Source organism: Stenotrophomonas sp. 116085_Sma (assembly GCF_056479585.1).
This window is the reverse complement of the sequence record NZ_CM151057.1, coordinates 851,865-877,518: the sequence shown is the minus strand read 5'-3', so window position 1 is coordinate 877,518 and position 25,654 is coordinate 851,865. Positions and strand designations below refer to the sequence as shown.

At 66.6% G+C, this 25,654-nt stretch carries 23 protein-coding genes; 7 read left to right on the top strand and 16 right to left on the bottom strand.

Features of this window, described 5'->3' with window-relative positions:
* Positions 1–33: 33 nt before the first annotated feature.
* The 5 genes from ACZK0Z_RS03905 to ACZK0Z_RS03885 are packed head-to-tail and all read right to left on the bottom strand — an operon-like array spanning position 34 to position 3,766.
* Complete coding sequence (locus ACZK0Z_RS03905; protein WP_197633605.1) at positions 34–828, bottom strand: thymidylate synthase; 795 nt, start codon at positions 826–828, stop codon at positions 34–36.
* Entirely contained in the window at positions 825–1,712 is an 888-nt protein-coding gene (lgt, locus tag ACZK0Z_RS03900) for a prolipoprotein diacylglyceryl transferase (protein ID WP_049428844.1), read from the bottom strand. Before lgt ends, ACZK0Z_RS03905 begins: the two co-directional genes overlap by 4 nt.
* Positions 1,713–1,763: 51 nt before the next feature.
* Entirely contained in the window at positions 1,764–2,258 is a 495-nt protein-coding gene (locus ACZK0Z_RS03895) for a TPM domain-containing protein (RefSeq protein WP_197633604.1), read from the bottom strand.
* A complete protein-coding gene (locus ACZK0Z_RS03890; RefSeq protein WP_197651049.1) occupies positions 2,258–3,145 on the bottom strand; it encodes a TPM domain-containing protein in 888 nt (295 codons plus the stop codon). Before ACZK0Z_RS03890 ends, ACZK0Z_RS03895 begins: the two co-directional genes overlap by 1 nt.
* Before the next feature lie 3 nt (positions 3,146–3,148).
* Positions 3,149–3,766: a LemA family protein gene (locus ACZK0Z_RS03885; RefSeq protein ID WP_049428852.1), complete on the bottom strand. Its 618-nt coding sequence runs from the start codon at positions 3,764–3,766 to the stop codon at positions 3,149–3,151.
* A gap of 499 nt (positions 3,767–4,265) precedes the next feature.
* On the opposite strand from ACZK0Z_RS03885, the gene ACZK0Z_RS03880 reads away from it, so the two are divergent.
* Complete coding sequence (locus ACZK0Z_RS03880; RefSeq protein WP_197633523.1) at positions 4,266–6,101, top strand: hypothetical protein; 1,836 nt, start codon at positions 4,266–4,268, stop codon at positions 6,099–6,101.
* A 372-nt stretch (positions 6,102–6,473) separates the two neighbouring features.
* On the opposite strand, the gene ACZK0Z_RS03875 is transcribed toward ACZK0Z_RS03880, so the two are convergent.
* The 3 genes from ACZK0Z_RS03875 to ACZK0Z_RS03865 all read right to left on the bottom strand — a co-directional run bounded on the left by ACZK0Z_RS03875 (position 6,474) and on the right by ACZK0Z_RS03865 (position 9,082).
* Positions 6,474–7,634 (bottom strand): MFS transporter, encoded by a 1,161-nt coding sequence (locus ACZK0Z_RS03875; RefSeq protein WP_197633524.1) that lies wholly within the window; start codon positions 7,632–7,634, stop codon positions 6,474–6,476.
* 269 nt (positions 7,635–7,903) lie between these two features.
* Positions 7,904–8,653, bottom strand: a complete 750-nt coding sequence (locus tag ACZK0Z_RS03870) for a TerC family protein (RefSeq protein ID WP_005408127.1) — start codon at positions 8,651–8,653, stop codon at positions 7,904–7,906.
* 33 nt (positions 8,654–8,686) lie between these two features.
* Positions 8,687–9,082: a diacylglycerol kinase gene (locus ACZK0Z_RS03865; RefSeq protein WP_049406112.1), complete on the bottom strand. Its 396-nt coding sequence runs from the start codon at positions 9,080–9,082 to the stop codon at positions 8,687–8,689.
* Positions 9,083–9,295: 213 nt separating this feature from the next.
* Between ACZK0Z_RS03865 and ACZK0Z_RS03860 the strand changes: the two genes are divergently transcribed.
* Positions 9,296–9,997 carry an SGNH/GDSL hydrolase family protein gene (locus ACZK0Z_RS03860; protein ID WP_197620266.1) on the top strand — a complete coding sequence of 234 codons (702 nt, stop codon included), beginning with the start codon at positions 9,296–9,298 and terminating at the stop codon, positions 9,995–9,997.
* A 136-nt stretch (positions 9,998–10,133) separates the two neighbouring features.
* On the opposite strand, the gene ACZK0Z_RS03855 is transcribed toward ACZK0Z_RS03860, so the two are convergent.
* The 3 genes from ACZK0Z_RS03855 to ACZK0Z_RS03845 form a co-directional block, all read right to left on the bottom strand.
* On the bottom strand, positions 10,134–11,405 hold the full coding sequence (locus ACZK0Z_RS03855; RefSeq protein WP_049428856.1) for a sensor histidine kinase: 1,272 nt from the start codon (positions 11,403–11,405) through the stop codon (positions 10,134–10,136).
* Between the two features lie 156 nt (positions 11,406–11,561).
* Positions 11,562–12,275, bottom strand: coding sequence for a response regulator transcription factor (locus ACZK0Z_RS03850; protein WP_002811889.1), 714 nt, complete (start codon positions 12,273–12,275; stop codon positions 11,562–11,564).
* Positions 12,276–12,362: 87 nt separating this feature from the next.
* The gene (locus ACZK0Z_RS03845) at positions 12,363–13,007 is read right to left on the bottom strand and encodes an arylesterase (RefSeq protein WP_049428857.1); all 645 of its coding nucleotides are present in this window, start codon (positions 13,005–13,007) and stop codon (positions 12,363–12,365) included.
* Positions 13,008–13,082: 75 nt separating this feature from the next.
* Between ACZK0Z_RS03845 and ACZK0Z_RS03840 the strand changes: the two genes are divergently transcribed.
* Positions 13,083–13,730, top strand: coding sequence for an ATP-binding cassette domain-containing protein (locus tag ACZK0Z_RS03840; RefSeq protein ID WP_197633525.1), 648 nt, complete (start codon positions 13,083–13,085; stop codon positions 13,728–13,730).
* A complete protein-coding gene (locus tag ACZK0Z_RS03835) occupies positions 13,727–16,240 on the top strand; it encodes an ABC transporter permease (RefSeq protein WP_197633526.1) in 2,514 nt (837 codons plus the stop codon). The genes ACZK0Z_RS03840 and ACZK0Z_RS03835 overlap by 4 nt, the downstream gene beginning before the upstream one ends.
* Before the next feature lie 99 nt (positions 16,241–16,339).
* Here the strand turns inward: ACZK0Z_RS03835 and ACZK0Z_RS03830 are convergent, their stop codons facing one another.
* The 5 genes from ACZK0Z_RS03830 to ACZK0Z_RS03810 form a co-directional block, all read right to left on the bottom strand.
* Positions 16,340–17,266, bottom strand: a complete 927-nt coding sequence (locus ACZK0Z_RS03830; RefSeq protein ID WP_049428863.1) for a DUF6607 family protein — start codon at positions 17,264–17,266, stop codon at positions 16,340–16,342.
* A gap of 73 nt (positions 17,267–17,339) precedes the next feature.
* The gene (locus ACZK0Z_RS03825) at positions 17,340–17,939 is read right to left on the bottom strand and encodes a ChuX/HutX family heme-like substrate-binding protein (RefSeq protein ID WP_197633527.1); all 600 of its coding nucleotides are present in this window, start codon (positions 17,937–17,939) and stop codon (positions 17,340–17,342) included.
* A 4-nt stretch (positions 17,940–17,943) separates the two neighbouring features.
* Complete coding sequence (locus ACZK0Z_RS03820; protein WP_404830722.1) at positions 17,944–20,187, bottom strand: TonB-dependent hemoglobin/transferrin/lactoferrin family receptor; 2,244 nt, start codon at positions 20,185–20,187, stop codon at positions 17,944–17,946.
* 153 nt (positions 20,188–20,340) lie between these two features.
* Complete coding sequence (hemP, locus tag ACZK0Z_RS03815) at positions 20,341–20,535, bottom strand: hemin uptake protein HemP (RefSeq protein ID WP_005412278.1); 195 nt, start codon at positions 20,533–20,535, stop codon at positions 20,341–20,343.
* Positions 20,536–20,855: 320 nt separating this feature from the next.
* Positions 20,856–21,827 carry an aldo/keto reductase gene (locus ACZK0Z_RS03810; protein ID WP_197633528.1) on the bottom strand — a complete coding sequence of 324 codons (972 nt, stop codon included), beginning with the start codon at positions 21,825–21,827 and terminating at the stop codon, positions 20,856–20,858.
* A 193-nt stretch (positions 21,828–22,020) separates the two neighbouring features.
* Here ACZK0Z_RS03810 and ACZK0Z_RS03805 point away from each other — a divergent pair, with 193 nt between their 5' ends.
* The 3 genes from ACZK0Z_RS03805 (at position 22,021) to dusB (ending at position 25,631) form a co-directional block, all read left to right on the top strand.
* On the top strand, positions 22,021–23,319 hold the full coding sequence (locus ACZK0Z_RS03805) for a NupC/NupG family nucleoside CNT transporter (protein ID WP_049428869.1): 1,299 nt from the start codon (positions 22,021–22,023) through the stop codon (positions 23,317–23,319).
* Positions 23,320–23,344: 25 nt separating this feature from the next.
* Entirely contained in the window at positions 23,345–24,310 is a 966-nt protein-coding gene (locus ACZK0Z_RS03800) for a ribokinase (protein WP_049428870.1), read from the top strand.
* Positions 24,311–24,635: 325 nt separating this feature from the next.
* On the top strand, positions 24,636–25,631 hold the full coding sequence (gene dusB / locus ACZK0Z_RS03795) for a tRNA dihydrouridine synthase DusB (protein ID WP_197633534.1): 996 nt from the start codon (positions 24,636–24,638) through the stop codon (positions 25,629–25,631).
* The last annotated feature ends 23 nt before the right edge of the window (positions 25,632–25,654 follow it).

Here is a 25,654-nt window from a genome sequence, read left to right as displayed (position 1 = left end):
TCACCAGCTGATACGCAGCATGCCAAACATCAATCACACCGCCACCGGCGCCTTGATCGCCGGGTGCGGGTCGTAGCCGTCGATGCGGATGTCGTCGAACTGGAAACCGAACAGGTCGGTCACCTCCGGGTTCAACCACAGCTTCGGCAGCGCGCGCGGTTCGCGCGCCAGCTGCTCGCGGGCCTGCTCGAAATGGTTGGAGTACAGGTGCGCATCGCCCAGCGTATGCACGAAGTCGCCCACGCCCAGGCCGGTGGCCTGCGCAACCATATGGGTCAGCAGCGCGTAGCTGGCAATGTTGAACGGCACGCCAAGGAAGATGTCGCCGCTGCGCTGGTACAGCTGGCAGCTGAGCTTGCCATCCACCACGTAGAACTGGAACAGGTTGTGGCACGGCATCAACGCCATCTGCGAAAGCTCGCCCACGTTCCAGGCGCTGACCACCAGCCGCCGCGAATCTGGGTTGCGCTTGATCTCGTCCACCAGCCACTGCATCTGGTCGATCTCGCGACCATCGGCGGTGGCCCAGCTGCGCCACTGCTTGCCGTAGACCGGGCCGAGGTCGCCGTTCGCATCGGCCCACTCGTCCCAGATGCGTACCTGGTTGTCCTTCAGGTAGCCGATGTTGGTGTCGCCCTTCAGGAACCACAGCAGCTCGTGGATGATCGAGCGCAGGTGCAGCTTTTTGGTGGTGACCAGCGGGAAGCCTTCGTTGAGGTTGAAGCGCATCTGCCAGCCGAACACGCTGCGGGTGCCGGTGCCGGTGCGATCACTCTTCTCCGCGCCGTGTTCGAGCACGTGCGAGAGCAGGTCCAGGTAAGCCTTCATGCCTTGTCCTCGGCGACCACCGGCAGCTGCGGCTGCAGCACCGGCGCGCGGCGCGACATCGCCAGCAGCACCAGGCCGAAGGCGATCAGCGGCAGGCTGAGGATCTGACCACGGGTCAGCCAGTCGAAGGCCACGTAGACGCCGTTGTCGGGCATGCGCACGAACTCCACGGCAAAGCGGAACAGGCCGTACATCAGCGCGAACAGGCCGCCGACCAGATAACGATGACGCGGCTTGGCCGACACGGCCCACAGCACCACGAACATCACCAGGCCTTCCAGGAAGGCTTCATACAGCTGCGACGGATGACGGGCGAACTGGTTCAGGGCGCCGGTGGCGAACTGCGACTGCAGGGTCGCATGGTCCAGCTGGTTCAGCGGCGCCGGCAGGCCGGAAGGGAACACCACGCCCCAGGTGCCGTCGGTGTACTTGCCCCACAGCTCGGCGCCGATGAAGTTGCCGATGCGGCCGAAGCCCAGGCCCAGTGGCACCAGCGGCGCCATGAAATCCATGGTGTCGAAGAAGTGCAGCGCGTGCTTGCGCGACCACCACCAGCAGGCGCCCAGCACGCCGAGCAGGCCGCCGTGGAAGCTCATGCCGCCATCCCACACCTTGAACAGCAGCAGCGGGTTGTGCAGGAAATCGCCCAGCGCGTAGAACAGCATGTAGCCGATGCGCCCACCCAGCACCACGCCGAGCATGGCGTAGAACAGCAGGTCGGAGAATCCATTGGCGTCGACGCCCGGCAGGCGACCGGCGGCGATGCGCCTGCGGCCCAGCAGCCAGGCGGCGGTGAAGCCCAGCAGGTACATGATGCCGTACCAATGCACCTTGATCGGCCCCAGCGAGAGGGCGATGGGGTCGATGTCGTGGAAATAGATCATGGAAGGTGCCTTGCGGTTGAACGCCTATTCTCGGGCCAGTGCCGCCCCGGCTCAACCAAGGAGCTGGGGCGAGTTCGGCAACGCGTCATCGTTCGACCGCGTCGAGGCCGGAAAGTGCCCTTCCACCAGGCTGGAGACCTCGTCGATGGCATCCTGCAGCGCTTCCACCGGATTGGAACCACGCAGCCCCTCGCGCAGATGCGTGCAGACCCGCTGCCACTGCGCCGGGCTGACCCGGCCGTGCAGGCCCCGGTCGGCCACGATCTCGATGGCGTGGTCGGCCAGCAGCAGGTAGATCAGTACCCCGTTGTTGTGGGCCGTGTCCCAGGTGCGCAGGCGCGCGAAGGCGTGTTCGGCCGCCTGGCGCGGGGTGACCTTGTGCCACAGCGCGGCCAGTGGCAGGTCCGCTTCCACCGCGAACATCACCTGCCCGCCATGGCGCTGCTCACCGGCCGCGATGGCCTCGGTGATCGCCTGCAGCGTGGCCGGCGGGAACGCGCGCCGTACCGATGGGGAAAACACGTGGCGCCACAGTCGTTGGATCATCACCAGCCCCCCGAAGCACCGCCACCGCCGGAGCGGCCACCACCGCCGCCCCAACCGCCGCCACCGCCGAATCCACCACCGCCACCGAAGCCGCCTCCGCCGCCCCAGCTGCCACCACCCCAGCCGCCGCCACCGGCAAAGCGGCCCGGGTGGCCGGAGAGCATGGCAACGATCAGGCCCACGACGCCCGCCAGGCCACTGGCCAGCAGCGTGGACGTGAACAGGAACGCCGCCAGCGCTGCACCCGCGCCACCCAGCAGGCCACGCAGCGGGCGCGGCACGCGCGAGAACACGCCGCGCAGGATGCTGCCAGCGAACACGCCGATGAACAGCGCCAGGAACCAGGTATCGCCGCCACCGCCGGGTTCCCGCCCACGATGGCCGCTGACCGGTGCCGGCAGCGTTTCGCCATCGATCAGCTTGACCAGCACCGCCGTGGCATCGGTGATGCCGCCGGCGTAGTCGCCACTGCGGAAACGCGGCACCAGGTATTCCTGGATGACCCGGTTGGCGATGGCATCGGGGATGGCGCCTTCAAGACCATAGCCCGGCTCGATGCGCACACGCCGGTCATCCTTGGCCACCACCAGCAGCACGCCGTCATCCACGCCCTTGCGGCCGATCTGCCACTGGTCGAAGACCCGCGTGGTGTACTGGGCGATGTCCTCCGGCTGGGTGCTGGGCACCACCAGCACCTGCAGCTGGCTGCCCTTGCGCTGCTGGAGGTCCAGCGCCTGCTGTACCAGCGCCTGCTTCTGCGCGGCATCCAGCGTGCCGGTGGTATCGACCACCGGCGAATCCAGCGCCGGAATCGGCGCCAGCTGCTGCGCCTGCGACGCCAGCGGCAGCCACAGCAGCAGGGCCAGCAGCGCAGTGGCCAGGCGCATCGGTCAGTGGCCCGGCTGCGGCGCCGGCTGCTGCGGCGCGTTGCCGAAATCGACCGCCGGTGCGTTGGAAATCTGCGCTTCGTTGTCCACGGTGAAGTTCGGCTTGGTCTTGTAACCGAAGATCTTGGCGGTGATCACCTGCGGGAACGAGCGGATGTAGGTGTTGTAGTCCTGCACTTGCTGAATGTAGCGGCCGCGGGCAACGGTGATGCGGTTTTCGGTGCCTTCCAGCTGCGCCTGCAGGTCGCGGAAATTCTGGTCGGACTTCAGCACCGGGTAGTTCTCGGTGACCACCAGCAGCCGCGACAGCGCACTGCCAAGTTCGCCCTGGGCCTGTTGGAACTGCTTCAGCGAGGCCTCGTCATCTGCGTTGACGTTGATCTGGCCAACCCGCGAACGGGCGTTGGTGACTTCGGTCAGCACGCGCTCTTCCTGGCTGGCGAAGCCCTTCACGGTCTGCACCAGGTTGGGCACCAGGTCGGCGCGGCGCTTGTACTGGTTGAGCACTTCCGACCAGCTGGCCTTGACCGCCTCATCCTTCTGCTGGATGGCGTTGTAGCCGCAGCCGGACAACAGGGAGGCCAGCAGCATCAGGGGCAGGACACGGGTGAACAGGCGCATGGCGGAGGTTCCGGGTGGGCTTGGCGCCGAGCATGCCACGGTCGGTGTTAACGAACGTGTGGAGATGAACAGGAATCCGGCAGGGCCGACCGGTCCAGGCCAGGAGGTCGCTGAAGCGATGGGTCTGGCGCATTGCCTGAACTAGGCCTGGGGGCGGCTCTGCCCCTGGCTTCCGCGTTCCGTCGGCCAGGTCCTCCGGGCAGGGCAATCGCGGGCCCATTTCGTACTTGTTGCATGGCTCAGCACAGTTTCCGCATCAGATAGTTCAGGAATCCCGCACTTGAACTGCCCGCCCGCTCAGATGCAGCAGCCATCGGTCGGGAAATGGGCATGGACCTCAATCATGCACAGACTTATTCCAACAGCAGCCATCATCGCTGTACTCACACCTACGGCTTGCGCCCAGCCAACCCCGGGGCCCACGCGGGATGCTCCGACGTCCGGGCCTGTCCTTATCCCGCCTGCCCTCACCACGCCAGCCGATGCCAAGACCCGGGACATGCTGCTTCACGTAGAGGGTGACAGCTATATGGGCAAGGCTTACATCGTGTCCGCATCGACGCAGGAGGTCAGCACTGCGCTTCGTGCACGAGACTATTTTTCCAGCTCATTCCGCCAGAGGGATGGCGCTCAACCTATCCTGGGGGACATGGAGCGGGCGTGGATGAAGGTCTACGGGCACTTCCACCCTGAGAAAAGTGCAATCGTGTTCGCGAAGAAGCTTGATGCAATCGATGTAGCGGCCACGTTGGGGGTCATCGCCCCCGAAGAGAAGTCGCGCTGGCGTACTTACGTAGAACAGCTGTCTCCATCCGATCTCGATCCCACAGGTGGCTCGTTCACTGATCTGACAGTGGATCGACTGACGTTCTCCAGTTCCCACATTGACACTGCGCGACGCAGGTCAGGCGACAAGCACGTTGTTTTGATCGACCTGACGGATATGACAGGCGCTCCTTCGCAAACGCTGCTTTGGTATGCGGAACGGCGCCAGGAACAACGCCGTGTCAAATGGAAAGCCTTCGCCTCCATTCCGGGGGTCGCCGGTGTGCCCTACCCGCATTGGGAGACCGAGATGATCACGGAGAACCACGCCAGCCAGGAATTCTCAGACCAGATGCAGGCGCTGGTATCAACGCTCCCGGCGGGCCCTGAAAGATCATTGGATGTCATCTCGAATCTGTTCAATCCAAGCGAAGAGACGCCGGTTCAGCGCATCGCCCCTCGTCTGCCCATGGATGGCGCGACGACGATGCTGCAGTGGCTCCCAATCCAGGGGATTCAACCGGGCAACAACTCTGGCCAGATTCGTTCGCTATCCAGTGACCAATTCCATGTCACGTCAGCCTCCAACAGGTCATACGGCTACGTTGCCGCGAAGAAGGACGGGGGCGTCGTGGCTTGGCGAATGGGTGAAAGTCAGCGGATGATCGAGACAAAGGTCGACCGAAAGGGGCGGTTATGGGTCCTGATCGCAACCGTGCCAAGTCTGACGCAACAGATTCTCACGTCCTGCCCTGTGCAGATCAGCGTTGATGCGACTGGGTCCATCCGAAGCAACCGTTGTATGCAGAGCACCATGGCGCCTCGGTGGCAACTCGATGTAGACGGCAACTCCTATCTCTACTCGGAGTCTCACATGGCGACAGAAGAGCGCTTCCCTGAGCGGATCATGGACACAGGATCAGGAGAAGTCATCGCGATGAAGGAGCTATGGAAAGACAGAACCAACTTGAGACGGCGCGTCTTTGGCTACATGCAATCCTGCTCCTCAGGTCCGGCACCCGATCTGGGAGACGGACTCTTCTGGTTCACGAGTTGCGGCCTGGTGGGTGTTGCACCTGCTTCAGGCGATGTGGTCAAGAGCTTTCCACTGAGGTCCGGAAGCACTGGACGCTTGGTGTTAGGGAGCGCCGCGGGCGACTGGGTTGCCGAAGAAGCTCGTGATCCAACAGACCAGAGGGAAGTTCTTCGCATTCATCGTCTTTCCACCGGGGAAGCAGCATTTGAGGTTGAACGAAAAACCGGTACTCAGGCACTGGCACGTACGGCTCATGGCAGGCTGCTCGCGATGACGGTTACAGGCGCTTCGCCGGGCCGTTACGTCGATGTCTGGCGCATGGATTCCGGCAAGCACGTCTCGCGCCTCGCCATTCCAGAAGGAATCGCATTGAAATCCCTTGCATTCAATCGAGCGGGGACGGAGCTCTGGGTCCATGCACATCAATTTGCCGACAAGGACTCCGGCGTACTTATCTGGACGGTGCCGGAATCATTGCAGGATGGTACAGACGACAACTGGAGCCCTGACGAGGCCGTAGTAAAGAAACACTAGCCAGTCCGATCCATCCACGCACTAGTCTCTGCAGAAGCCGATACTCCAGGCATTCGTGTCGACCAAGGTCGACACCTATCAGAGCAGAATCAGGGTCAGAGCCCGTTGCGCAGCAACGGGATCCGACCCGTGCAGTTCCGCCAGACCGCGGGAAACTGTCAGGGGTGGGGCGGTGTGGGCGTGCAGGACCGCAGGCGCCATGGATGGCGCCTACGAGCCCCCAGGGATGGGTTTACGGCGTGTCCTGCACGCCCACACCGCCCCGCCCAACCCTCAGCAAACCAGCTTTTGACGTTGAGGGTGCCGGCCAGCGGCCGGCACTACCGCTTCGGCGGGTGCAGGGCTGCAAGCCCTGCCGGAACCCCACATTATTCAACAAGCCTCAGCCACCGCAGTGCGGGGACGCCCCAGCCATGCCAGCAGCAATCCCGCTGCCGCCAGCAGACCACCGGCGACCGGCACCGCCGCGTACCCCAGACCGGAGCTGATCACCGCGCCACCCAGCGCCGCGCCGACGGCATTGCCCAGGTTGAACGCGCCCACGTTGATCGATGACGCCAGCCCCGGCGCCTCGCTGGCCGCTTCCATCACCCGGATCTGCAGCGGCGGCACGATGGCGAACGTCGCCGCACCGAACAGCAACACACCCACCGCCGCGATGGCGTGACTCATGAAGGCCAGCGGCAGCACGAACATCAGCACCGCCAGGGCGGCCAGCAGGATGCGGGTGGCGCCATCCAGAGACCAGTCGGCCATGCGCCCGCCGATGCCGTTGCCGATGGTGAAGCCGATACCGATCAGCGCCAACGACATCGCGATGAAGGTGTTGGAGGCACCGGTCAGTTCGGTCAGCACCGGCGCCACGTAGGTGTAGAGGGTGAACATCGCACCCGCCCCGAGCACCGTGGTGCCCATCGCCAGCAACACCTGCGGCTGCAGGATCGCCTTCAGTTCGCGGCGCACGTCCGGGCGCGGACCCGGCGCAGACGCCGGCAGCGCGAAGCCCAGCGCAGTGATCGCGACCAGGCCCAGCACCGCAGTCCCGGCGAAGGACAGGCGCCAGCCCAGCTGCTGGCCCACCCAGGTGGCCACCGGCACGCCGCCAATGTTGGCGATGGTCAGGCCCATGAACATGGTGGCCACGGCAGCAGCCTGCTTGTCCTTCGGCACCAGGCTGGCGGCGACCACCGCGCCGATGCCAAAGAAGGCACCGTGGTTGAGGCTGGTGACCAGCCGCGACAGCAGCAGCAGGCCGTAGTTCGGCGCCAACGCGGACAGCAGGTTGCCCACCACGAAGATCGACATCAGCAGCATCAGCGCGGTGCGCTTGCCGAAACGGCCCATCAGCAGGGTCATCACCGGCGCGCCGAGCATCACGCCGACGGCATACGCGGTGATCAGCATGCCCGCGGTAGGAATTCCGACGCCCACACCGTCGGCGATGACCGGCAGCAGGCCCATCGGGGCGAATTCAGTGGTGCCGATGGCGAATGCACCGACGGCAAGGGCCAGCAGAGCGGCTCTGGAGGTCATGGGGGTTCCTGGGGGTGGAAACGGGCAGGTGCGCAGCCTGCGCGCTTTGCCACGGGCGATTAAGCCTCGCCCCGGGAAAACACTGTTGATCCTGGTTCACAAGCGGAGGCCGCACCCCCGCTACAGATGCAAAAACCGCAGCGCCGGTGCAGAGCCGAGCCCATGCTCGGCTGACCGGCAGGAAGCAGCCGAGCATGGGCTCGGCTCTACATGACCTCGCATCCACAACGAAGAACCCCCGGCAGGGCCGGGGGTTCGGGGTCACGCGCTTACCAGTTGCCGGCGCCGGGCACGTTGTGCTCGCGGGCGCGACGGCGCATCAGCAGGTTCAGCCACTCCACCAGCACCGAGAAGCCCATCGCGGCGTAGATGTAGGGCTTGGGCACGTGCACGTCCAGGCCGTCCAGGATCAGCACCGCACCGATCATCAGGATGAAGGCCAGGGCCAGCATCTTCACCGTCGGGTTGGCATCGATGAAGCGGCCCAGCGGGTTGGCAGCCAGCAGCATCACCAGCACCGACAGCAGGATGGCGGCCACCATCACCGGGATGTGGTCGGCGATGCCGACGGCGGTGATCACCGAGTCCAGCGAGAACACGATGTCGATCACCGCGATCTGCGCGATCACGTAGCCGAACACGGCCGAGGCCTTGGTGGTGCTGGGATCTTCATCTTCGCCGCCGCTGATCAGTTCCTTGATCTCCATGCAGCCCTTGATGATCAGGAACAGGCCACCAACGATCAGCACCAGGTCGCGGATGGAGATGCCCATGCCGGCCACGGTGAACAGGTTGGCGGCCATGTGCGCCAGGTAGGCCAGCGACACCAGCAGGCCGATCCGGGTGATGCAGGCCACCGCGATGCCGAGCTTGCGCGCGAACGGGCGGCGTTCTTCCGGCAGCTTGCTGACCGCGATGGAAATGAACACCAGGTTGTCGATGCCGAGCACGATTTCCAGCGCGCTGAGGGTGAACAGGGTCACCCAGGCGTTGGGGTCGGCGAGGAACTCAAAGGACATGGGAACTCTTCAAGGCAGTGGGGGAATGGGATTTCAGCCGTAGCTGCCGGCCAGCGCGTGCGGAACCACGACCAGGGCCCAGCACAGCAGCACGTTCATCATCAGCACGAACACCGCCGCCGAGCCCATGTCCTTGGCGCGACCGGCCAGTTCGTGGATCTCGCTGCCGTAGCGCTCGATCACCGCCTCGATGGCCGAGTTGGCCAGTTCCATCGCCAGCACCAGCAGCATCGAGCCGATCAGCAGCGCGCGCTCGACCGGGGTCTGGCCCAGCCAGATCGCGACCGGGGTCAGCAGGATCAGCAGGTAGACCTCCAGCCGGAACGACGATTCGTGCAGCCAGGCGGCGCGCAGGCCCTGCCAGGACCAGCGGGCGGCCTGGAAGATGCGGCGCGGGCCGCGGGGCAGATGACCGAACTGGTCAGCCACGGGTGGAACATCCAGCAACAGGGGCGCGGCGCAGCGACCGCTCAGACGCACGGCAGGGAATCATGGGTGCACGGGAATAGGCAGATGGCCACCATTTTGCCACAAGGCCGCCGACCATACCCCCCGGCCGCTGCGGCGAACGGCCTGCCCGGGGAAAGCGCCACGCCGCGTCCTGATCCTATGATGGTTACCCCTTCCCTGCTGGAGCGCCTGATGTCCCGTCGCCGTACCTGCCTGCTGATGCTGGGCCTGCTGACTGCCGCACCGCTGGCCCAGGCCCTGGGCCCGGCCACGTCGCCCCGGGTCCCCGAACAGGTCTCCAACGTGGCCTGGGCCGGCGACATGGCCCGCTTCGCCAGCGCCGACCAGGCCAACCCGCCGCCGCGCGGTGGCATCGAATTCATCGGCAGCTCCTCGATCCGCTTCTGGGAGAGCCTGGCCACCGACTTCCCCGGCCAGCCGGTGTTCAATCGTGGCTTCGGCGGCTCGGAAGTGCGTGACAGCACCTGGTATGCCGGCCAGATCGTGGTGCCGTATGCGCCGTGCAAGGTGTTCTTCTACGCCGGTGACAACGACCTCAACAGCGGCCGCACCGCGACCCAGGTGCGCGACGACGTGGTCGCCTTCGTGCAGCGCGTGCACCGCGACCTGCCGAAGACCACGGTGGAGTACCTGTCGATCAAGCCGAGCCCGTCGCGTGCGCACCTGCTGCCGGCGATCAACGAGGCCAACGCGCTGATCAAGGCCGCCCTGGCCAAGCTGCCCAATACCGGTTTCATCGATATCTACACGCCGATGCTGGGTGCCGATGGCCAGCCGGATGCGACGCTGTTCCGCGAGGACATGCTGCACATGACCCCGGCCGGCTATGCGATCTGGACCAGGGCAGTGGCGCCGAAGGTCAACTGCAACTGAGGGACTGCGGACGCCCGGCATGGCCCGGCGCTACCGCAACCCCACCCACGCATCGCGTGGACCTACCGACATTCCAGCAGGATGGGGTCAGAGCCCGTTGCGCAGCAACGGGATCCGACCCCGGCAGGTCGCCGCGTCAGCGGAAGATGACCGTCGCTTCGGTACCCTGCCCCGGCTCGCTGGCCAGGCTGACCTTCCAGCCGAAGCGGTCGCACAGCCGGCGCACGATCGACAGGCCCAGGCCGGTGCCCTGCGGGCGGCTGGGTTCGGCGCGATAGAACGGCTCGAACGCCCGTGACAGCGCTTCGGCGGACATGCCGATACCGGTATCGCGCACCACCACCCGATCGTTGTGCACGTGCACGTCGATGCGCCCTTCGTCGGTGTAGCTGCACGCGTTGCGCACCAGGTTGCTGACCACCACCTGCAGCACCCGCGGCGGCGCATGCAGCTGCACCGGGCCATCGCTGTGCAGGTGCACCGACACCGGGCGGGACCCCAGTAGTTCATTGGCGTTGTCCACTTCATAGCGGACGATGTCGTTGACGTCGAACAGCTCGATCTGCGGTTCGACGTCGGCCTCGCGGGCGAGGATCAGGAACGCATCGATCACCGCTTCCATGTCGCGGCCAGCCCGCTGGATGCGCTGCAGGCTGCGGCGCAGGCGCGGCTGCAGGGTTTCATCACCCAGTGCCATGTCGCTGGCAACGCGGATGACGGTCAGCGGCGTACGCAGTTCATGGCTGGCATCGCGGGTGAAATTGCGCTCGCGCGCCACGTGCGCGCTGACCCGGTTTGCCAGCGAGTGCAGCGCCGCCGCCAGCTGCCGGGTCTCGCCCTGCATGTCGGCGGGCAGCTTGTTCGGCTCCAGGTCGGCCGCCTCGGGGTGGCCCGGGTCCCAGCGCGAGACGCGCCGTGCCAGCCAGTTCACCGGCGACACCAGGCGCTTGGACGCACGGTAGGTCACCCAGCTGGCGCCATACACCGCCAGCAGGGTCAGCAGCACCGGCACGATGCCGAACCAGAACGCCAGCATCTCTGCGCGCGAACGCAGGAACACCAGGTACAGGCGGCCGGCCGGGCGCACATCGACCAGCACCAGCTGGTCGTCCTTGGGCAGTTCGTGGAAGCCGGGTTCCAGATTGCGCAGGTTGGCCGGTAACGACAGTGCCGACTGCCCGCTTTCCAGCAGGTAGCCACGGATGTTCTGGGTGTTGGGCGGCGGCTGCACCGGCGACGCTTCGTGCAGCGTCCAGTAGTACGCGGCCTCTTCGCGCAGGGCAGCGCCCACCAGGCTGTGCTTGATCACCAGCGAGACCAGCCACGCACCCAGCAGGATGCCCAGGCTGGCCAGCACTGCCTGCAGGATGAAGGCGATACGGATCTTGCGCGGCAGGCCGTGCGGCATTGCGGGGTCCCGGTCAGAGCGCTGCGATTATAGGCAGCGCGCCACGCCGTGCGGGTGCATGGGCGATGACCGGCGGCAATGCCGGCCGGTCATGCCCTGCCCTCGTACGTGGCCACCACCCGGCCGGGCCTGCTGCTGCACCGGCGCGGGCCCTGCTCAGGCCATCGGCTGGGCGATGTCGGCAATGCGGTAGCCGGCACTCTGCACGGTATGCAGCAGCGGACGGTCGAACGGCTTGTCGATGATCTTGCGCAGGTTGTACAGGTGGCTGCGCAGCGTGTCCGAATCCGGCAGCCCGTTGCCCCAGATCTCGCGCTCGATCTCCTGGCGGGTGACCACGCGCGGCGATTCGCGCATCAGGATGGTCAGCAGGCGCAGGCCGATCGGCGAAAGCTGCAGCTCGGTGCCGGCACGGGTGGCACGCATGCTGACCGGGTCGAGCACCAGGTCGGCGACCTTCAGCACTTCCGAACCGACCTGGCGACGTTCGCGACGGATCAGCGCGCGCAGGCGGGCTTCCAGCTCCTGGATCGCGAACGGCTTGGTCAGGTAGTCATCGGCACCAAAACCGAGGCCGGTGAGCTTGTCGTCCAGCGTGTCGCGTGCCGTGAGCATCAGCACCGGGGTGGACTTGCGCGCATCATTGCGCAGGCGACGGCACACTTCGATGCCATCCAGGCGCGGCAACATGAGATCGAGCACCACGACGTCATAGCTGTTCTCCGCCGCAAGGCGGTAGCCATCCAGGCCGTCCTGTGCATAGTCGACTTCGAAGCCGCGACCTTCCAGGTATTCCCCGATCATCTCGGAGATGTTGCGGTTGTCTTCGACCACCAGCACCAAGCCGGAGGTCTCCTTCGTCTGACGCATGTGATTCCCTCTAACTTCAGCTTTGTGAAACATGCCGGATCGACGGTGGACGTGATGTGAAGTTCCGTCAAGAGGAAATAAAACGGTTCAGAGCAGCGGCCTGAGCAGCGGCCAGACATTGTCCAGCACCTTCGGCTGCGCCTGCGCGGTCGGGTGCAGGCCGTCGGCCTGCATCATGCCCGGTTGCAGCGCCACGCCTTCCAGCAGGAACGGCAGCAGCGGCACCTTGTACCGCGTAGCCAATGCCTTGTAGGCCGCAGCCAGGCGCTGGCGATATGCCGGGCCGTAGTTGGGCGGCACGTCGATGCCGAGCAGCAGCACCTTGGCGCCGGCCTTCTGGCTGGCCTGCACCATTTTCTCCAGGTTGCCCTGCACCTGGGCCGGGGTCAGCCCGCGCAGTGCGTCGTTGCCGCCCAGGGCAATCACCACCACCGTCGGCTTTTCCTTCGCCAACAAGCCCGGCAGGCGGGTCAGCGCGCCCGCGGTGGTCTCGCCGCTCATGCTGGCGTTGACGATGCGCGGCGGGGTTTTCGACTGCTGCCTGACCCGCTGCTGCAGCAGGCTGACCCAGCCGGCGTCAGCGGGGATATTGTGGGCAGCACTGAGGCTGTCGCCGAGCACCAGCACGGTGCCGGCCGGACCTTTGGCACAGGCCAGCCCCGGCAACAGCAGGAACGCTAGCAGCAGCACCATCATCGCGCCGGCTCGCCGGCTCCATCCCGTCTTGCGCATTGGAGTCTCCTCATCGACAGCCTGTCCCCCCGCAGCGCGCCCGTCGCCATCGCCGTCGACCAGGTCGGCAAGTCCGTGCAGGGCCCGGAGGGTGAAGTCCACATACTGGACAACATCACCCTGACGGTCCATGAAGGCACCAGCGTGGCCATCGTCGGCGCCTCCGGTTCCGGCAAGACCACCCTGCTCGGCCTGCTTGCCGGGCTGGACCTGCCCAGTCGCGGCCGCATCGCGCTGGCGGGCCAGGACCTGTCGGCGCTGGACGAGGAGGCCCGCGCCCAGCTGCGCGCGCGCGAAGTCGGCTTCGTGTTCCAGAGCTTCCACCTGCTGCCGGCGCTGACCGCCGCCGAGAACATCGCGCTGCCACTGGAACTGGCCGGGCGCGAGGATCGTGCGCGGGTCGATGAGGTGCTGGCCCAGGTCGGCCTGTCCCATCGCGCCCGCCACTACCCGCGCCAGTTGTCCGGCGGTGAACAGCAACGCGTGGCACTGGCGCGTGCCTTCGTCACCCGCCCACGCATCCTGTTCGCCGACGAACCGACCGGCTCGCTGGACCACGCCACCGGCCAGCACATCAGCGACCTGCTGTTCGAACTCAACGCCGGCAGCGGCACCACCCTGGTGCTGGTCACCCACGACCTGCGCCTGGCCCAGCGTTGCCAGTACATCCACCGCATCGACAACGGCCGCCTGCTGCCGGTCGTGCGTGGGGCGCAGGCATGAACCTGCTGCGGCACGCGTGGCGCGCGCTGCGCCGCGAGGCGCTGGCCGGCGACCTGCTGACCGTGTTCGCCGCGCTGGTGCTGGGCGTGGCGGTGATGACCGCGGTGGGCACGCTGGTGAACCGGGTCAACCTGGCGCTGACCGGCAGCGCGGCGGAGATGCTTGGCGGCGACCTCGGCATTGCCGGGCGCGATGATCCGTCCCAGGCATTCGCCGACGAGGCACAACGGCGTGGACTGGCCTACACCCGCATCGCCAGTTTCGGCAGCGTGCTGTTCAACGGCGATGCCAGCCAGATGGCCAGCATCAAGGCGGTGCAGGCGGGCTATCCGCTGCGTGGCACGCTGCGGGTGCGGGCCACACCCGGCGGCGCCCTGATCGCCGAGGCCGGCATGCCGGCCAAGGGCCAGGCCTATGCCGACCCGCGCCTGCTGCAGGGGCTGGGATTGAAGGCCGGCGATGATCTCGAGTTCGGCGCCGGCACGCTGCGCATCGCCGGCATCATCGAGGCCGAGCCGGATACCGGTGGCGACCTGCTGACGCTCTCCCCCACCCTGCTGGTCAACCGCGCCGATGTGGAAGGCACGGGACTGCTTGGCCCCGGCAGCCGCATCAACTACCGGCTGATGTTTGCAGGACCGGCCGGGCAGGTCGCGTCCCTGCGTGAGTGGCTGCTGCCACAGGTGAAGGGCCTGCGCCTGCTGAGCGTGGATGACACCCAGCGCGGCGTGCGCCAGGCCTTCGATCTGGCCGGCCGCTTCCTCGGCCTGAGCGCGCTGCTGGCGGTGCTGCTGGCGGGCGTGGCCACCGCATTGGCGGCCAACCGCTTCGCCCTGCGCCGCATCGACCAGGTGGCGATCCTGCGCTGCCTCGGTGCGCGCCAGCGCGACATCCTGCTCGGCCTGGCACTGCAGCTGTTGATGCTGGCGGTACCGGCCTGTGCGCTTGGCATCGGCCTGGGCATGGCCGCGCAGGAAGGGCTGGTACAGGTGCTGGGCAGCCTGGTGCCGCAGCGCCTGCCGCTGCCGGAGGCGATGCCGGCGCTGACCGGTGCGGGCATCGGCCTGTTGCTGCTGTTCGGCTTCGGCCTGCCCCCGCTGCTGCGCCTGCGCGGGGTGCCGCCGATGCGCGTGCTCAACCGTTCCTTCGCCGCCCTGCCGCCCACCTCGCTGCTGGCCTATGTGGCTGCGCTGGGGGCAAGCCTGTTGCTGGCGGTGCAGGTCACCGGTGACCTCAAGCTGGCGCTGTGGGTACTGGGTGGCCTGGCCGCGCTGGCGGTGGCGGCCGGTGTGGTCGGATTCGTGCTGCTGCAGTTGATGCGCGGCCTGCAGCATCGCCTGCATGGCAACTGGCGACTGGGCCTGGCCGCACTGACCCGGCGCCGGCTGCTGGCGGTGATGCAGCTGGTCGGGCTGTCGCTGTCGCTGTGCGCGCTGTTGCTGCTGGCCGTGACCGGCCCCGGCCTGCTGCAGCAGTGGCGCGAGCGGCTGCCGGCAGACACGCCCAACTACTTCCTGATCAACATCCAGCCCGAACAGCGCGACAGCGTGCTGGCAACACTGCGTGGGCTGGGTGCCAATGACGCCAGCATCGAACCGATGGCCACCGGGCGCCTGATCGCCATCAACGGCAAGCCGCCCCTGCGGGTGGACCGCGAGCCCGGACAGGACGGGCAACCGGCGCAGGGCGGCCAGCGCGAAGACGATGACGAGAACCGGCCACTGAATTTCAGCTGGCGCAGCACCTTCCCGCCGGCCAATACGCTGGTCAATGGCTCGTTCTGGAAAGCCGACAGCACCGCACCGGAAGCCTCGGTGGAGATCGGCTGGGCCAAACGCTACGGCGTGCATCCGAGCGACCGCATCACCATTGCAGTGGGCGAGCAGGAGCGCGAATTCACCGTCACCAGCGTGCGCAAGGCGGACTGGAACACCTTCCGCCCCAACTTCTTCGTGCTATTGAACCCGAACGCCGTGGGTGACACCCCGCACAACCTGCTGTCGGCATTCCACCTGCCGGCCGGCAAGGCGGCCGGGCTGGGCGAGCTGGTGCGTGCGCAACCGAACCTGTCACTTCTCGATGTGGATGCGGTGATTTCGCAGGTGCGGGATGTGATGGAACGCGTGGCGCAGGCGGTGCAGCTGGTGATGGTGTTCAGCCTGCTGGCTGGTGTGCTGGTGCTGCTGGCCGCGCTGCAGGCCACGGCCGGCGAGCGTCGCTACGACAGCGCCGTGCTGCGCACGCTGGGCGCGACCCGGCGCCAGCTGCGTGGCGCGGTCCTGGTCGAGTTCGGCGCACTGGGCACACTGGCCGCGCTGCTTGCGGTGGGCGCGGCCGCGGCCATTGGCGTGGTGGTTTCGCAGAAGGTGTTCGAGCTGCCGTTGCTGCCACCCTGGCCAGGACTTCTGCTGGGCGGCGTGGTCGGCATCGGATTGAGCCTGCTGGCCGGTTGGTGGGGCACGCGGCGCATCCTGCACACCTCGCCGGCCCTGGCCCTGCGGGAGGCCTGACGCGACGCCGGAACCGCTAGTTCCACGCCATGCGTGGATGCACGGAAGAGCGTGCCGAGCCAGCTCGGCACCTACCAGGCCGTCGAGCCAGGCTCGACCTTACCGGGCCTTTTCCACGTACTTGGCGAACACGTCGTCGATCTGCGTGTCCTTCACCTTCTTGCCGGCCTGGATCTCTTCGGCCTGGGTGAACATCGGGATGATCATCGCCATGCCGTCCAGCTTGGTCTTCAGGTGCACGCCCGGGGCCTCGCCGAGGAAGCCGTCCCAGCGCTGACGCACCTTGGCCCAGTAGCCGGCGGTGGCCTTCCAGTAGTCGCGCGCCGGGGTGAAGTCGATCTCGGTGGTCTTCACGTAGTCGTTGAAGCCGAACTCGCGCGCGATCTCCACCTGGCTGCCATCGGCGTTGCGCTGCACCTTGGTGTTGAACTGCTCATGGGTCCAGCCGTTCGGGGTCAGCGTATGGCGGTTGATCACGGCCAGCGCGTTGTAGTCGCTGCGCTTGGTGTACTCACGACGCGGCAGCGGTCGCCAGCTCAGGTCGCTGGTCCAGCTCGGCACGTTGTTGGTGTAGGTCCATTTGCCTGTGCCGCAGTAGCGCGGTGCATCGCTCACTTCATACACGCACTGGGTCCAGGCACCCTGGTTCACCGCCGCCGGAATGCTGCGCACCTGCCAGGTCTGGTCGGCACTGAACTCGAAACGGTTGGGTGCTTCGTACACCCAGTCCTGGCGCCAATGCTTGGTGATGTGGCCGCTCTTCTCGTCCAGCAGCAGGTGTTGCAGCACGATGCGCTTCGGGGTGTCCTCGACCACGATGACCACTTCGTTGCCACCGCTGCGCATCGCTGGCGCACGCTCATAGCCCGGCTTCAGCAGCACGGTTTCGTCGAAGGCGAAATCCACGGTGTACTCGCCCTGCATGGCCAGGATGCTGTCGTGGTCGCGGGCGCTGTCGGCGGGCTGCGCGCTGGCCACGCCGCTGGCGGCGAGCAACAGCAGTACGCTGGCTGTCTGGAGCTTCATCGGGGTATTCCTTCGGGGTTGCAGGTTCGTTGAGAGGCCATCCATGGCCGTCGGGCGTTCCATCAGAAAAGGATCAGAGGCGGATCAGCGGCAGGTCGCCGGGAGCCCGCGGTTCCGGCCGGCGTGCGGCGTCGGCGCAGCAGCAGTCGTCGATGGCCAACTCGCCCTCGGCCCCTTCCAGGCGGGCGATGCGGCGTGCGGTGGCTGCGCCCAGCGACGACAGCGTCGACAGGCTGGCCGCGAGTGTGCGCCCATCATCGGCGGCATGCAGGCGCAGCGCACACAGGCGCCAGCGCTGGCCGCCGAGATGACCGGCCAGGCGCCGCCACAGGCGTTCGCCGACACTGCCGTCGCTGTCGTGCTGTGGGCCCGGCGGCAGCGCGGCCACCAACCGGTCCCAGGCCAGGAAATCGCTGTCCGGCAGCAGGTACAGGCGCCACACACAGCGGCCGCGGCCATCGAGGAAGCACAGGCTCTCACGCAGGCCTTCACTGTCCACGCCCTGGCAGGCGTGCACGCGTACGGCCTGGCGCCAGCCGCCCAGCTCGTTGCCGTCGGCGTGGTACAGGCACAACACGGTGCCGAGCGTGGCCAGCTGTGCCGGGGTCGGCCAGGCCGCGCTGTGCGGCGCGGCGATGGAATCATTCCTGCGTGCGGACAGTGCTCGGCTCATGAGGTCACCAGGAAACGGCAAGACTGGCGGAGAAGGTACGGCCCGGGCTGCTGAAACGATCGCTCAACGCGCGATTGGTGATCAGGCTCGGGGTGATCGACGACCACTCGATATAGCGTTTGTCGGCCAGGTTGAACACGCCGACGTTGAAGGTGGCACCCGGTGCGAAGTTCCAGTGCGCCATCAGGTCCAGCACGCCGTAGCCGGCCGGCTGGTAGACGAACGGTGCCGGTGCGTTCGGATTGGTCTGCGCAGCAGGCGGTGGCAACCGCTTCTTGCGCTGCACGAAGGTGCCGGCCAGTTCAACGCCCCAGGTATCGGTGTCGTACATCAGGCCCAGCGTGCCACGCAACGGATCGACCGAGGCCAGCGGTTCGTCATCGGTCCGGTTGTCGCCACGCGACCATGCCAACGCACTGCGCAGCGCCCAGCCCTTCAGCGCCGGGCTGAGTTCGCCGAACTCGATGCCGGCCTTCATTTCCGCGCCATAGATGCGCGCGTCGGCGATGTTCTGCGACTGGAACACGGTCAAACCCTGTGCGTTGCGGCCGGTATCGACGTTGGACTGGATGAAATCCTTGTAGTCGTTGTAGTAGCCGCTGACGCTGACGTACGCCGCCGGCGCGATGAAGCGCAGGCCCAGTTCGTAGCCGTCGCTGGTTTCCGGCTTCAGGTCCGGATTGGCGATGGCGGTATAGCGGAAGGCGACGTTGGTCAGGCCGATGTTGACGTCGTTGTACGGCGGCGAACGGAAGCCACGCGCATAACCGGCGAACAGCGACCATTCGTCGGTGAAGCGCCAGACCATGCCCAGCTTCGGCGACACGCTGGTCTTCTTCAGCTGCGCCACGGCCGTGGTCGGGTTGTCTTCGGCGAAGATGCTGTCCACTTCCGGCTTCAGCTCGTAACGGTCCACGCGCACGCCCGGCACCAGCGACAGCCGGCCATCGGCAAAGCGCATCTCATCCTGTGCATACAGGCCCAGCTCGGTGGTCTTGCTGATCGGGAAGTCACGCACCGGGAAGGTGTCCGGCAGCACCGTGTTGCTGACCACCCCAGCCTGGTTGACCTGATAGCCATCGCGCTTCTGGCGGATCTCGGTACGGGTGCCTTCGAACCCGTAGGTCAATGCGTGCTCGACACCGCCGGTGGTGAACGCCTTGTTGAACTGCGCCTGCAGGCCATAGGCATGCTGGTCGAAGGAGAACACGCGGTGGCGGCGGGTGCCGTCGGTGCGGGTCTCGTCGGTCTGCTGCCGGGTTTCGCTGTTCTGCGCGTACACCTGCCAATGCAGGCTGTCGGCGAACGGCTGGTCCAGCGCATCCATCTCGTGGGCGAAGGACACACGGTTGCGCTTCTGGGTGTCGTGGGACTTCATGCCAGTGGCTGCGGCAAGCGCGCCGGGGCGCGGTGCAACACTGGCAATCGCCGACAGTACATTGGTATCGGTGGTGTCTTCGTTGCCTTCCACGGTCAAGCGGAAGCGCTGGTCCTCGCTCGGCGCATAGACCAGCTTGCTGAGCAGGCTGCGGCCGTCGCGATCCTGCGGATTGGACGCGGTGCGGGTGTCGTTGTCGCTGCGTACCGTGCCCTTGTTGTCGGTTTCCTGGCCCTGGTGGTGGTTGACGTTGACCAGGCCGCTCCAGTGGTCGCCACCAAAGGCGGCCGTGGCACCGCCGAGCAGGCCCTTCCATTCACCGTCGTAGCCGAATTTCAGGCCGAAGTAGCTGTTCCTGCCGTCCTTGAGGTAGTCGGCCGGGTCCTTGGTCACGAAGGCGACCACGCCACCGAGTGCATCGGAGCCGTACAGCGAACTGGCCGGCCCACGCACGATCTCCACCCGCTTGAGCGTGTCGAGGTCGGTGAAGTTGCGGTTGGAACTGGCGAACGAACCGATGTCGAACCGGGTCGGCATGACGATGCCGTCGGTCTGGATGCGCACGCGGTTGCCGTCCAGGCCACGGATGCGGAAACCATCCAGGCCGAAGCGAGTCGCGCTGCGGGTGACCGACAGGCCCGGTTCGTAACGCACCAGGTCCTTGATGTCCTGCACCAGGTGCCGGTCCATCTGCTCACGGTCGATGACGTCCACGGTGGCCGCCACGTCGCTCACGGCCCGCTCGGTGCGGGTGGCGGTGACCTGCACCCGATCGAATTCGCGCGCATCGGGGGCAGCAGTGGCAGCAGCGTGGGCGGACAGCGGCAGCGCCATCCAGACAGCAAGGCAAAGGGCGGTATGGCGGGTCATCGGGTTCGTTCGGTCAGGCAGGGGAACCCCCGGTTACCGGCACACCCGGAAGGTGCACGCGGTAGACCGAGGGGGAGAGAGCGGGAGCGGACGGGTCGCCCACCCCGTCGGCGCAGCCGGCAGGAGGGAGGGAGGCGGGCGACCAGACCGCGATTACTTGGTCAGGATCAGCTTGTCGTTGCTGGTGTGCCGCAGGCGATAGAAGCGGTCGCCGTGCTGGATCAGGATTTCACGACGGCCCTTGAGCAGGGCTTCGCTGTCGATGACCTCTTCCGGCGGAACGACGCGGACCGGGCGATCGCGGAGGGTCAGCGTTTCGGGGCGCAGCAGTACAGGTTGAGCATTCATGAGCATCTGGACTCGTGCGAGGGACGAGTCAAATGATAATGATTCTCAGTTGACAATCAACAACCATTCTCAATTTGATTGATGGGATTAATGATCGAATTCTGTAATTCGATAGATTTCGTCAATCGAATGGCGGCACAGATTTGTAGAGTCGACTGTTAGTCGACTGCTGTTGCTCGAAGCAGTCGACTATTCGAAGCAGTCGGCTATTCGAAGCAGTCGACTAACAGTCGACTCTACCGAGTCCGATCCCGATCCCGATCCCGTTCCCTCGGCCGAGCCGGCCCGACCGAGGCCCCAGGCCCGGCCGGCCCCGGGGGTCAGCCGAAGACGGCTTCGACCTCGGCCCAGCCGGCGGCATCGACCTGTTCCAGCACCTCCAGCGCCTGCAGGTTCTGCAGCAGCTGGCTGACCCGGCTGGCGCCGAGGATCACGCTGGAGACATTCGGGTTGCGCAGGCACCAGGCGATGGCCAGCGTGGCCGGAGCCTGGCCCAGCGCGCGCGCGACTTCGCTGAAGCGGCGCACCTGGCCCAGGCGGGCCTCGGCGTCGGTGCCCAGCACCAGGTCCTGCAGCCATTCCATGCCTTCCCGGCCCAGCCGCGCATCGGCCGGAATGCCCTGATCGTACTTGCCGGTCAGCAGGCCCGAGGCCAGCGGCGAGAAGATGGTGGTGCCCAGCCCGGCGCGGGCGTACAGCGGTGCGTACTCGACCTCCACCCGCTCGCGGTGCAGCAGGTTGTACTGCGGCTGCTCCATCGACGGGCCCTGCAGGTTGTGCCCTTCGGCGAAATCCAGCGCCTGCTGGATCTGCACCGCCGACCACTCCGAAGTGCCCCAGTAGAGGATCTTGCCCTGCCGCACCAGGGTATCCATGGCGTGCACGGTCTCGGCGATCGGCGCGTCCGGATCCGGGCGGTGGCAGTAATAAAGGTCCAGGTAATCCACCCGCAGGCGCTTGAGCGCGGCATGGCAGGCGTCGGTCACATGCTTGCGTGACAGGCCACGCTGGGTCGGCCGCGGGTCCTTGGCACTGCCGAAGAACACCTTGCTGGACACGCAGAAGCCGTCGCGCGGCAGGCGCAGGTCGCTGATCACGTCGCCCATCACCTGTTCGGCGCGGCCGTTGGCGTAGCCCTCGGCGTTGTCGAAGAAGTTGACGCCATGATCCCAGGCGGCGGCCACCAGGTTGCGGGCCTCATCGCGCGGGATCTGGTCACCGAAGGTCACCCAGGCGCCGAAGGAAAGGGCGGAAACCGGCAGGCCGGTGGAGCCCAGGCGACGGTATTGCATGCGAATCTCCTGCTGCGGGCCCGCATCCGGGCCGGGATCGATCCCCATTCTACCTGTCGCCGCCGGCCGCAAGCCCTTGCCGTTGCTGGCCTGATCGGTACCGATGGGTGCGCGCACGCTGCTTTTCCTTGCCCCGGCCCCGGCCCTGCACTAGGCTTCCCGTTTTTCGCGACGCCCCAGGGGAGTCACTCACATGGTCGAAGGTTTGGGCAGGATCGGCTTCGGCCTGTTCGGGTTGGCGGTGCTGATCGGCATCACCTGGTTGTTTTCCAATAACAAGCGTGCGGTTGACTGGAAGCTGGTTGCTACCGGTATCACCCTGCAGATCGCTTTCGCGGCGCTGGTGATCCTGGTGCCGGGCGGGCGCGACGTGTTCGACGCGCTGGGCCACGGCTTCGTCAAGGTGCTGAGCTTCGTCAACGAGGGCTCCGGTTTCATCTTCGGCTCGTTGATGGACACCAAGAACTACGGCTTCATCTTCGCCTTCCAGGTGCTGCCGACCATCATCTTCTTCTCGGCGCTGATGGGCGTGATGTACCACCTGAACATCATGCAGGCGATCGTGCGCGTGATGGCGTGGGCGATCACCAAGGTGATGCGCGTGTCCGGTGCGGAAACCACCAGCGTCTGCGCCAGCGTGTTCATCGGCCAGACCGAGGCGCCGCTGACCGTGCGCCCGTACATCGCCAAGATGACCCAGTCCGAGCTGCTGACCATGATGATCGGCGGCATGGCGCACATCGCCGGCGGCGTGCTGGCCGCCTACGTGGGCATGCTCGGCGGCGGCGACCCGGTGCAGCAGGCGTTCTACGCCAAGCACCTGCTGGCAGCCAGCATCATGGCCGCGCCGGCCACCCTGGTCGTGGCCAAGCTGTTGATTCCGGAAACCGGCACCCCGCTCACCCGGGGTACGGTGAAGATGGAAGTGGAGAAGACCTCCAGCAACATCATCGACGCGGCCGCCGCCGGTGCCGGTGACGGCCTGAAGCTGGCGCTGAACATCGGCGCGATGCTGCTGGCCTTCATCGCCCTGATCGCGCTGCTGAACGCCCCGCTGACCTGGATCGGTGAGGTGACCGGCCTGGCCGCGCAGATCGGCAAGCCGACCAACCTGTCGACCATCTTCGGTTACGTGCTTGCCCCGATCGCCTGGGTGATCGGTACCCCGTGGGCCGATGCCACCACCGTTGGTTCGCTGATCGGCCAGAAGGTCGTGATCAACGAATTCGTGGCCTACACCGAGCTGTCGCAGATCGTGAACGGCCAGGTGGCCGGCGTGAGCCTGTCCAACGAAGGTCGCTTGATCGCCACCTACGCACTGTGCGGCTTTGCCAACTTCAGCTCGATCGCCATCCAGATCGGCGGCATCGGTGGCCTGGCCCCGGAACGTCGCCACGACCTGGCCAAGTTCGGCCTGCGCGCGGTGCTGGGCGGTACCATTGCCACCTTCATGACGGCGACCATCGCCGGCGTGCTGACGCACTTCAGTTGAACCCTTGGTTGAGAAAAGATTCCCTATGAGCAGCAGTGTCGTTGTCGTCGGTTCCTTCAATGTCGATCACGTGTGGCGGTGCGAATCACTGCCGGCACCGGGCGCGACCATTGCCGGCCGCTACAGCACCGGCCCGGGTGGCAAGGGCTTCAACCAGGCCGTGGCCGCCTGCCGCGCCGGCGCCGAGACGCACTTCGTGTGCGCGCTGGGCGATGACGCCGGTGGCGCCACCGCGCGTGAACTGGCCGCGCAGGATGGTTTCGGCCTGATCGCCGAAGCCAGCAGCGAGCCGACCGGCACCGCCGGCATCTATGTGGACGCGCGCGGCCGCAACACCATCGTGATCGGCCCGGGCGCCAACGCCGCGCTCAGCACCGACTTCCTGCAACAGCAGCAGGCGCTGCTGACCGGCGCCAAGGTGGTGCTGGTGCAGCTGGAATCGCCGGTGCAGACGATTGAAGCGGCGCTGGCCACGGCACGCGAGGCCGGCGTCACCACGGTGCTCAACACCGCACCGGCCGACGCCCCCTCGACCATCGGCCTGCTCAAGCTGGCCGATGTGATCACCCCGAACGAAACCGAGTTCGCCGCCCTGCTCGGCCGCCATGTCGGCGAGCGCGTGGATGCCAACGACGTGGCCGCACTGGATGGCGCCAGCCTGCATGCGCTGTGCCGCAAGCTGGTCGGCAACGGCACGGTGGTGGTGACCCTGGGTTCGGTGGGCGTGTTCGTCTCACATGCCGACGAGAACCTGCGCGGCGATACCCAGCCGTACTACCGTGTCGGTGCCGAACAGGTGCAGGCCATCGACACCACCGGTGCCGGTGACGCCTTCAACGGTGCGCTGGCCGCGTCGCTGGCGCAGGTGGCCGACGCCCCGTTCGCCCGCCACGTGCGCTTCGCCAACCAGTTCGCCGGCCGTTCGACCGAGAAGGAAGGCGCCGCTGCGGCAATGCCGCGTTTCACCCCGTCCGACGCCGAAGCAAAGTAATTCCACGCCATGCGTGGATGAAGAAGCCCGGGCATGCAGATGCCCGGGCTTTTTTGTGGGTCTTCCATCCACGCATGGCGTGGATCTACCGGCGGGTGGTCCCACCCACGTGGGAAGCGACCGAGGAGGCCGTGGTAGATCCACGCCATGCGTGGATGCGCGTTACCGGCCCACCCAGCCGCCCACTATCGCCCGCCCGTGGGGGCGGTGGCAGCAACCGTCAAGCATCTGCTGATGCCTGTACGGCATGAGGTCGGTGCTGATCGGCCTGAACCCGGGCCGCGCCGACACAACCGTGCCGCCGCCCGCGCCCTACAATGGGCGCATGCAGATCGGCCCGTACACCATTGCCCCCAACGTCGTGCTGGCGCCCATGGCCGGCGTCACCGACAAGCCCTTCCGCCTGCTGTGCAAACGGCTGGGCGCTGGTTTGGCCGCCTCGGAAATGACCATCAGCGACCCGCGCTTCTGGAACACGCGCAAGTCGATCCACCGCATGGACCATGACGGCGAGCCGGCACCGGTCAGTGTGCAGATCGCCGGCACCGAACCGCAGCAGCTGGCCGAGGCCGCGCGCTACAACGTCGACCACGGCGCGCAGATCATCGACATCAACATGGGCTGCCCGGCCAAGAAGGTGTGCAACGCCTGGGCGGGTTCGGCGCTGATGCGCGACGAGCAGCTGGTGGCTCGCATCCTCGAAGCCGTGGTCAACGCGGTGGACGTGCCGGTCACGCTGAAGATCCGCACCGGCTGGGACTGCGACCATCGCAATGGCCCGCTGATCGCGCGCATCGCCGAGGACAGCGGCATCGCGGCGCTGGCGGTGCATGGCCGCACCCGCGACCAGCACTACACCGGCCAGGCCGAGTACGGCACCATCGCCGAGATCAAGGCCGCGCTGCGCATTCCGGTGATCGCCAACGGCGATATCGATTCGCCGCAGAAGGCCGCCTACGTCCTGAAGGAAACCGGCGTGGACGCGGTGATGATCGGCCGCTCGGCGCAGGGCCGGCCGTGGATCTTCCGCGAGGTGGCGCACTACCTGGCCACCGGCGAGGAACTTCCACCACCTTCACTGGCGGAAGTACGCGACATCCTGCTTGGCCACCTGCACGCACTGCATGCGTTCTATGGCGAGCCCCAGGGCGTGCGCATCGCGCGCAAGCACCTGGGCTGGTATGCCAAGGACCGGCCAGAGAACGCCGCTTTCCGCGCAGTGGTCAACCGTGCCGAAGATCCGCAGAGCCAGATCGCACTGACCACCGAGTACTTCGACCGCCTGATCGCCGGGGAACCGGCGCTGCCTTCGGCGGCCTGAGCCGCCAGCCCCGCGTTTCCGAA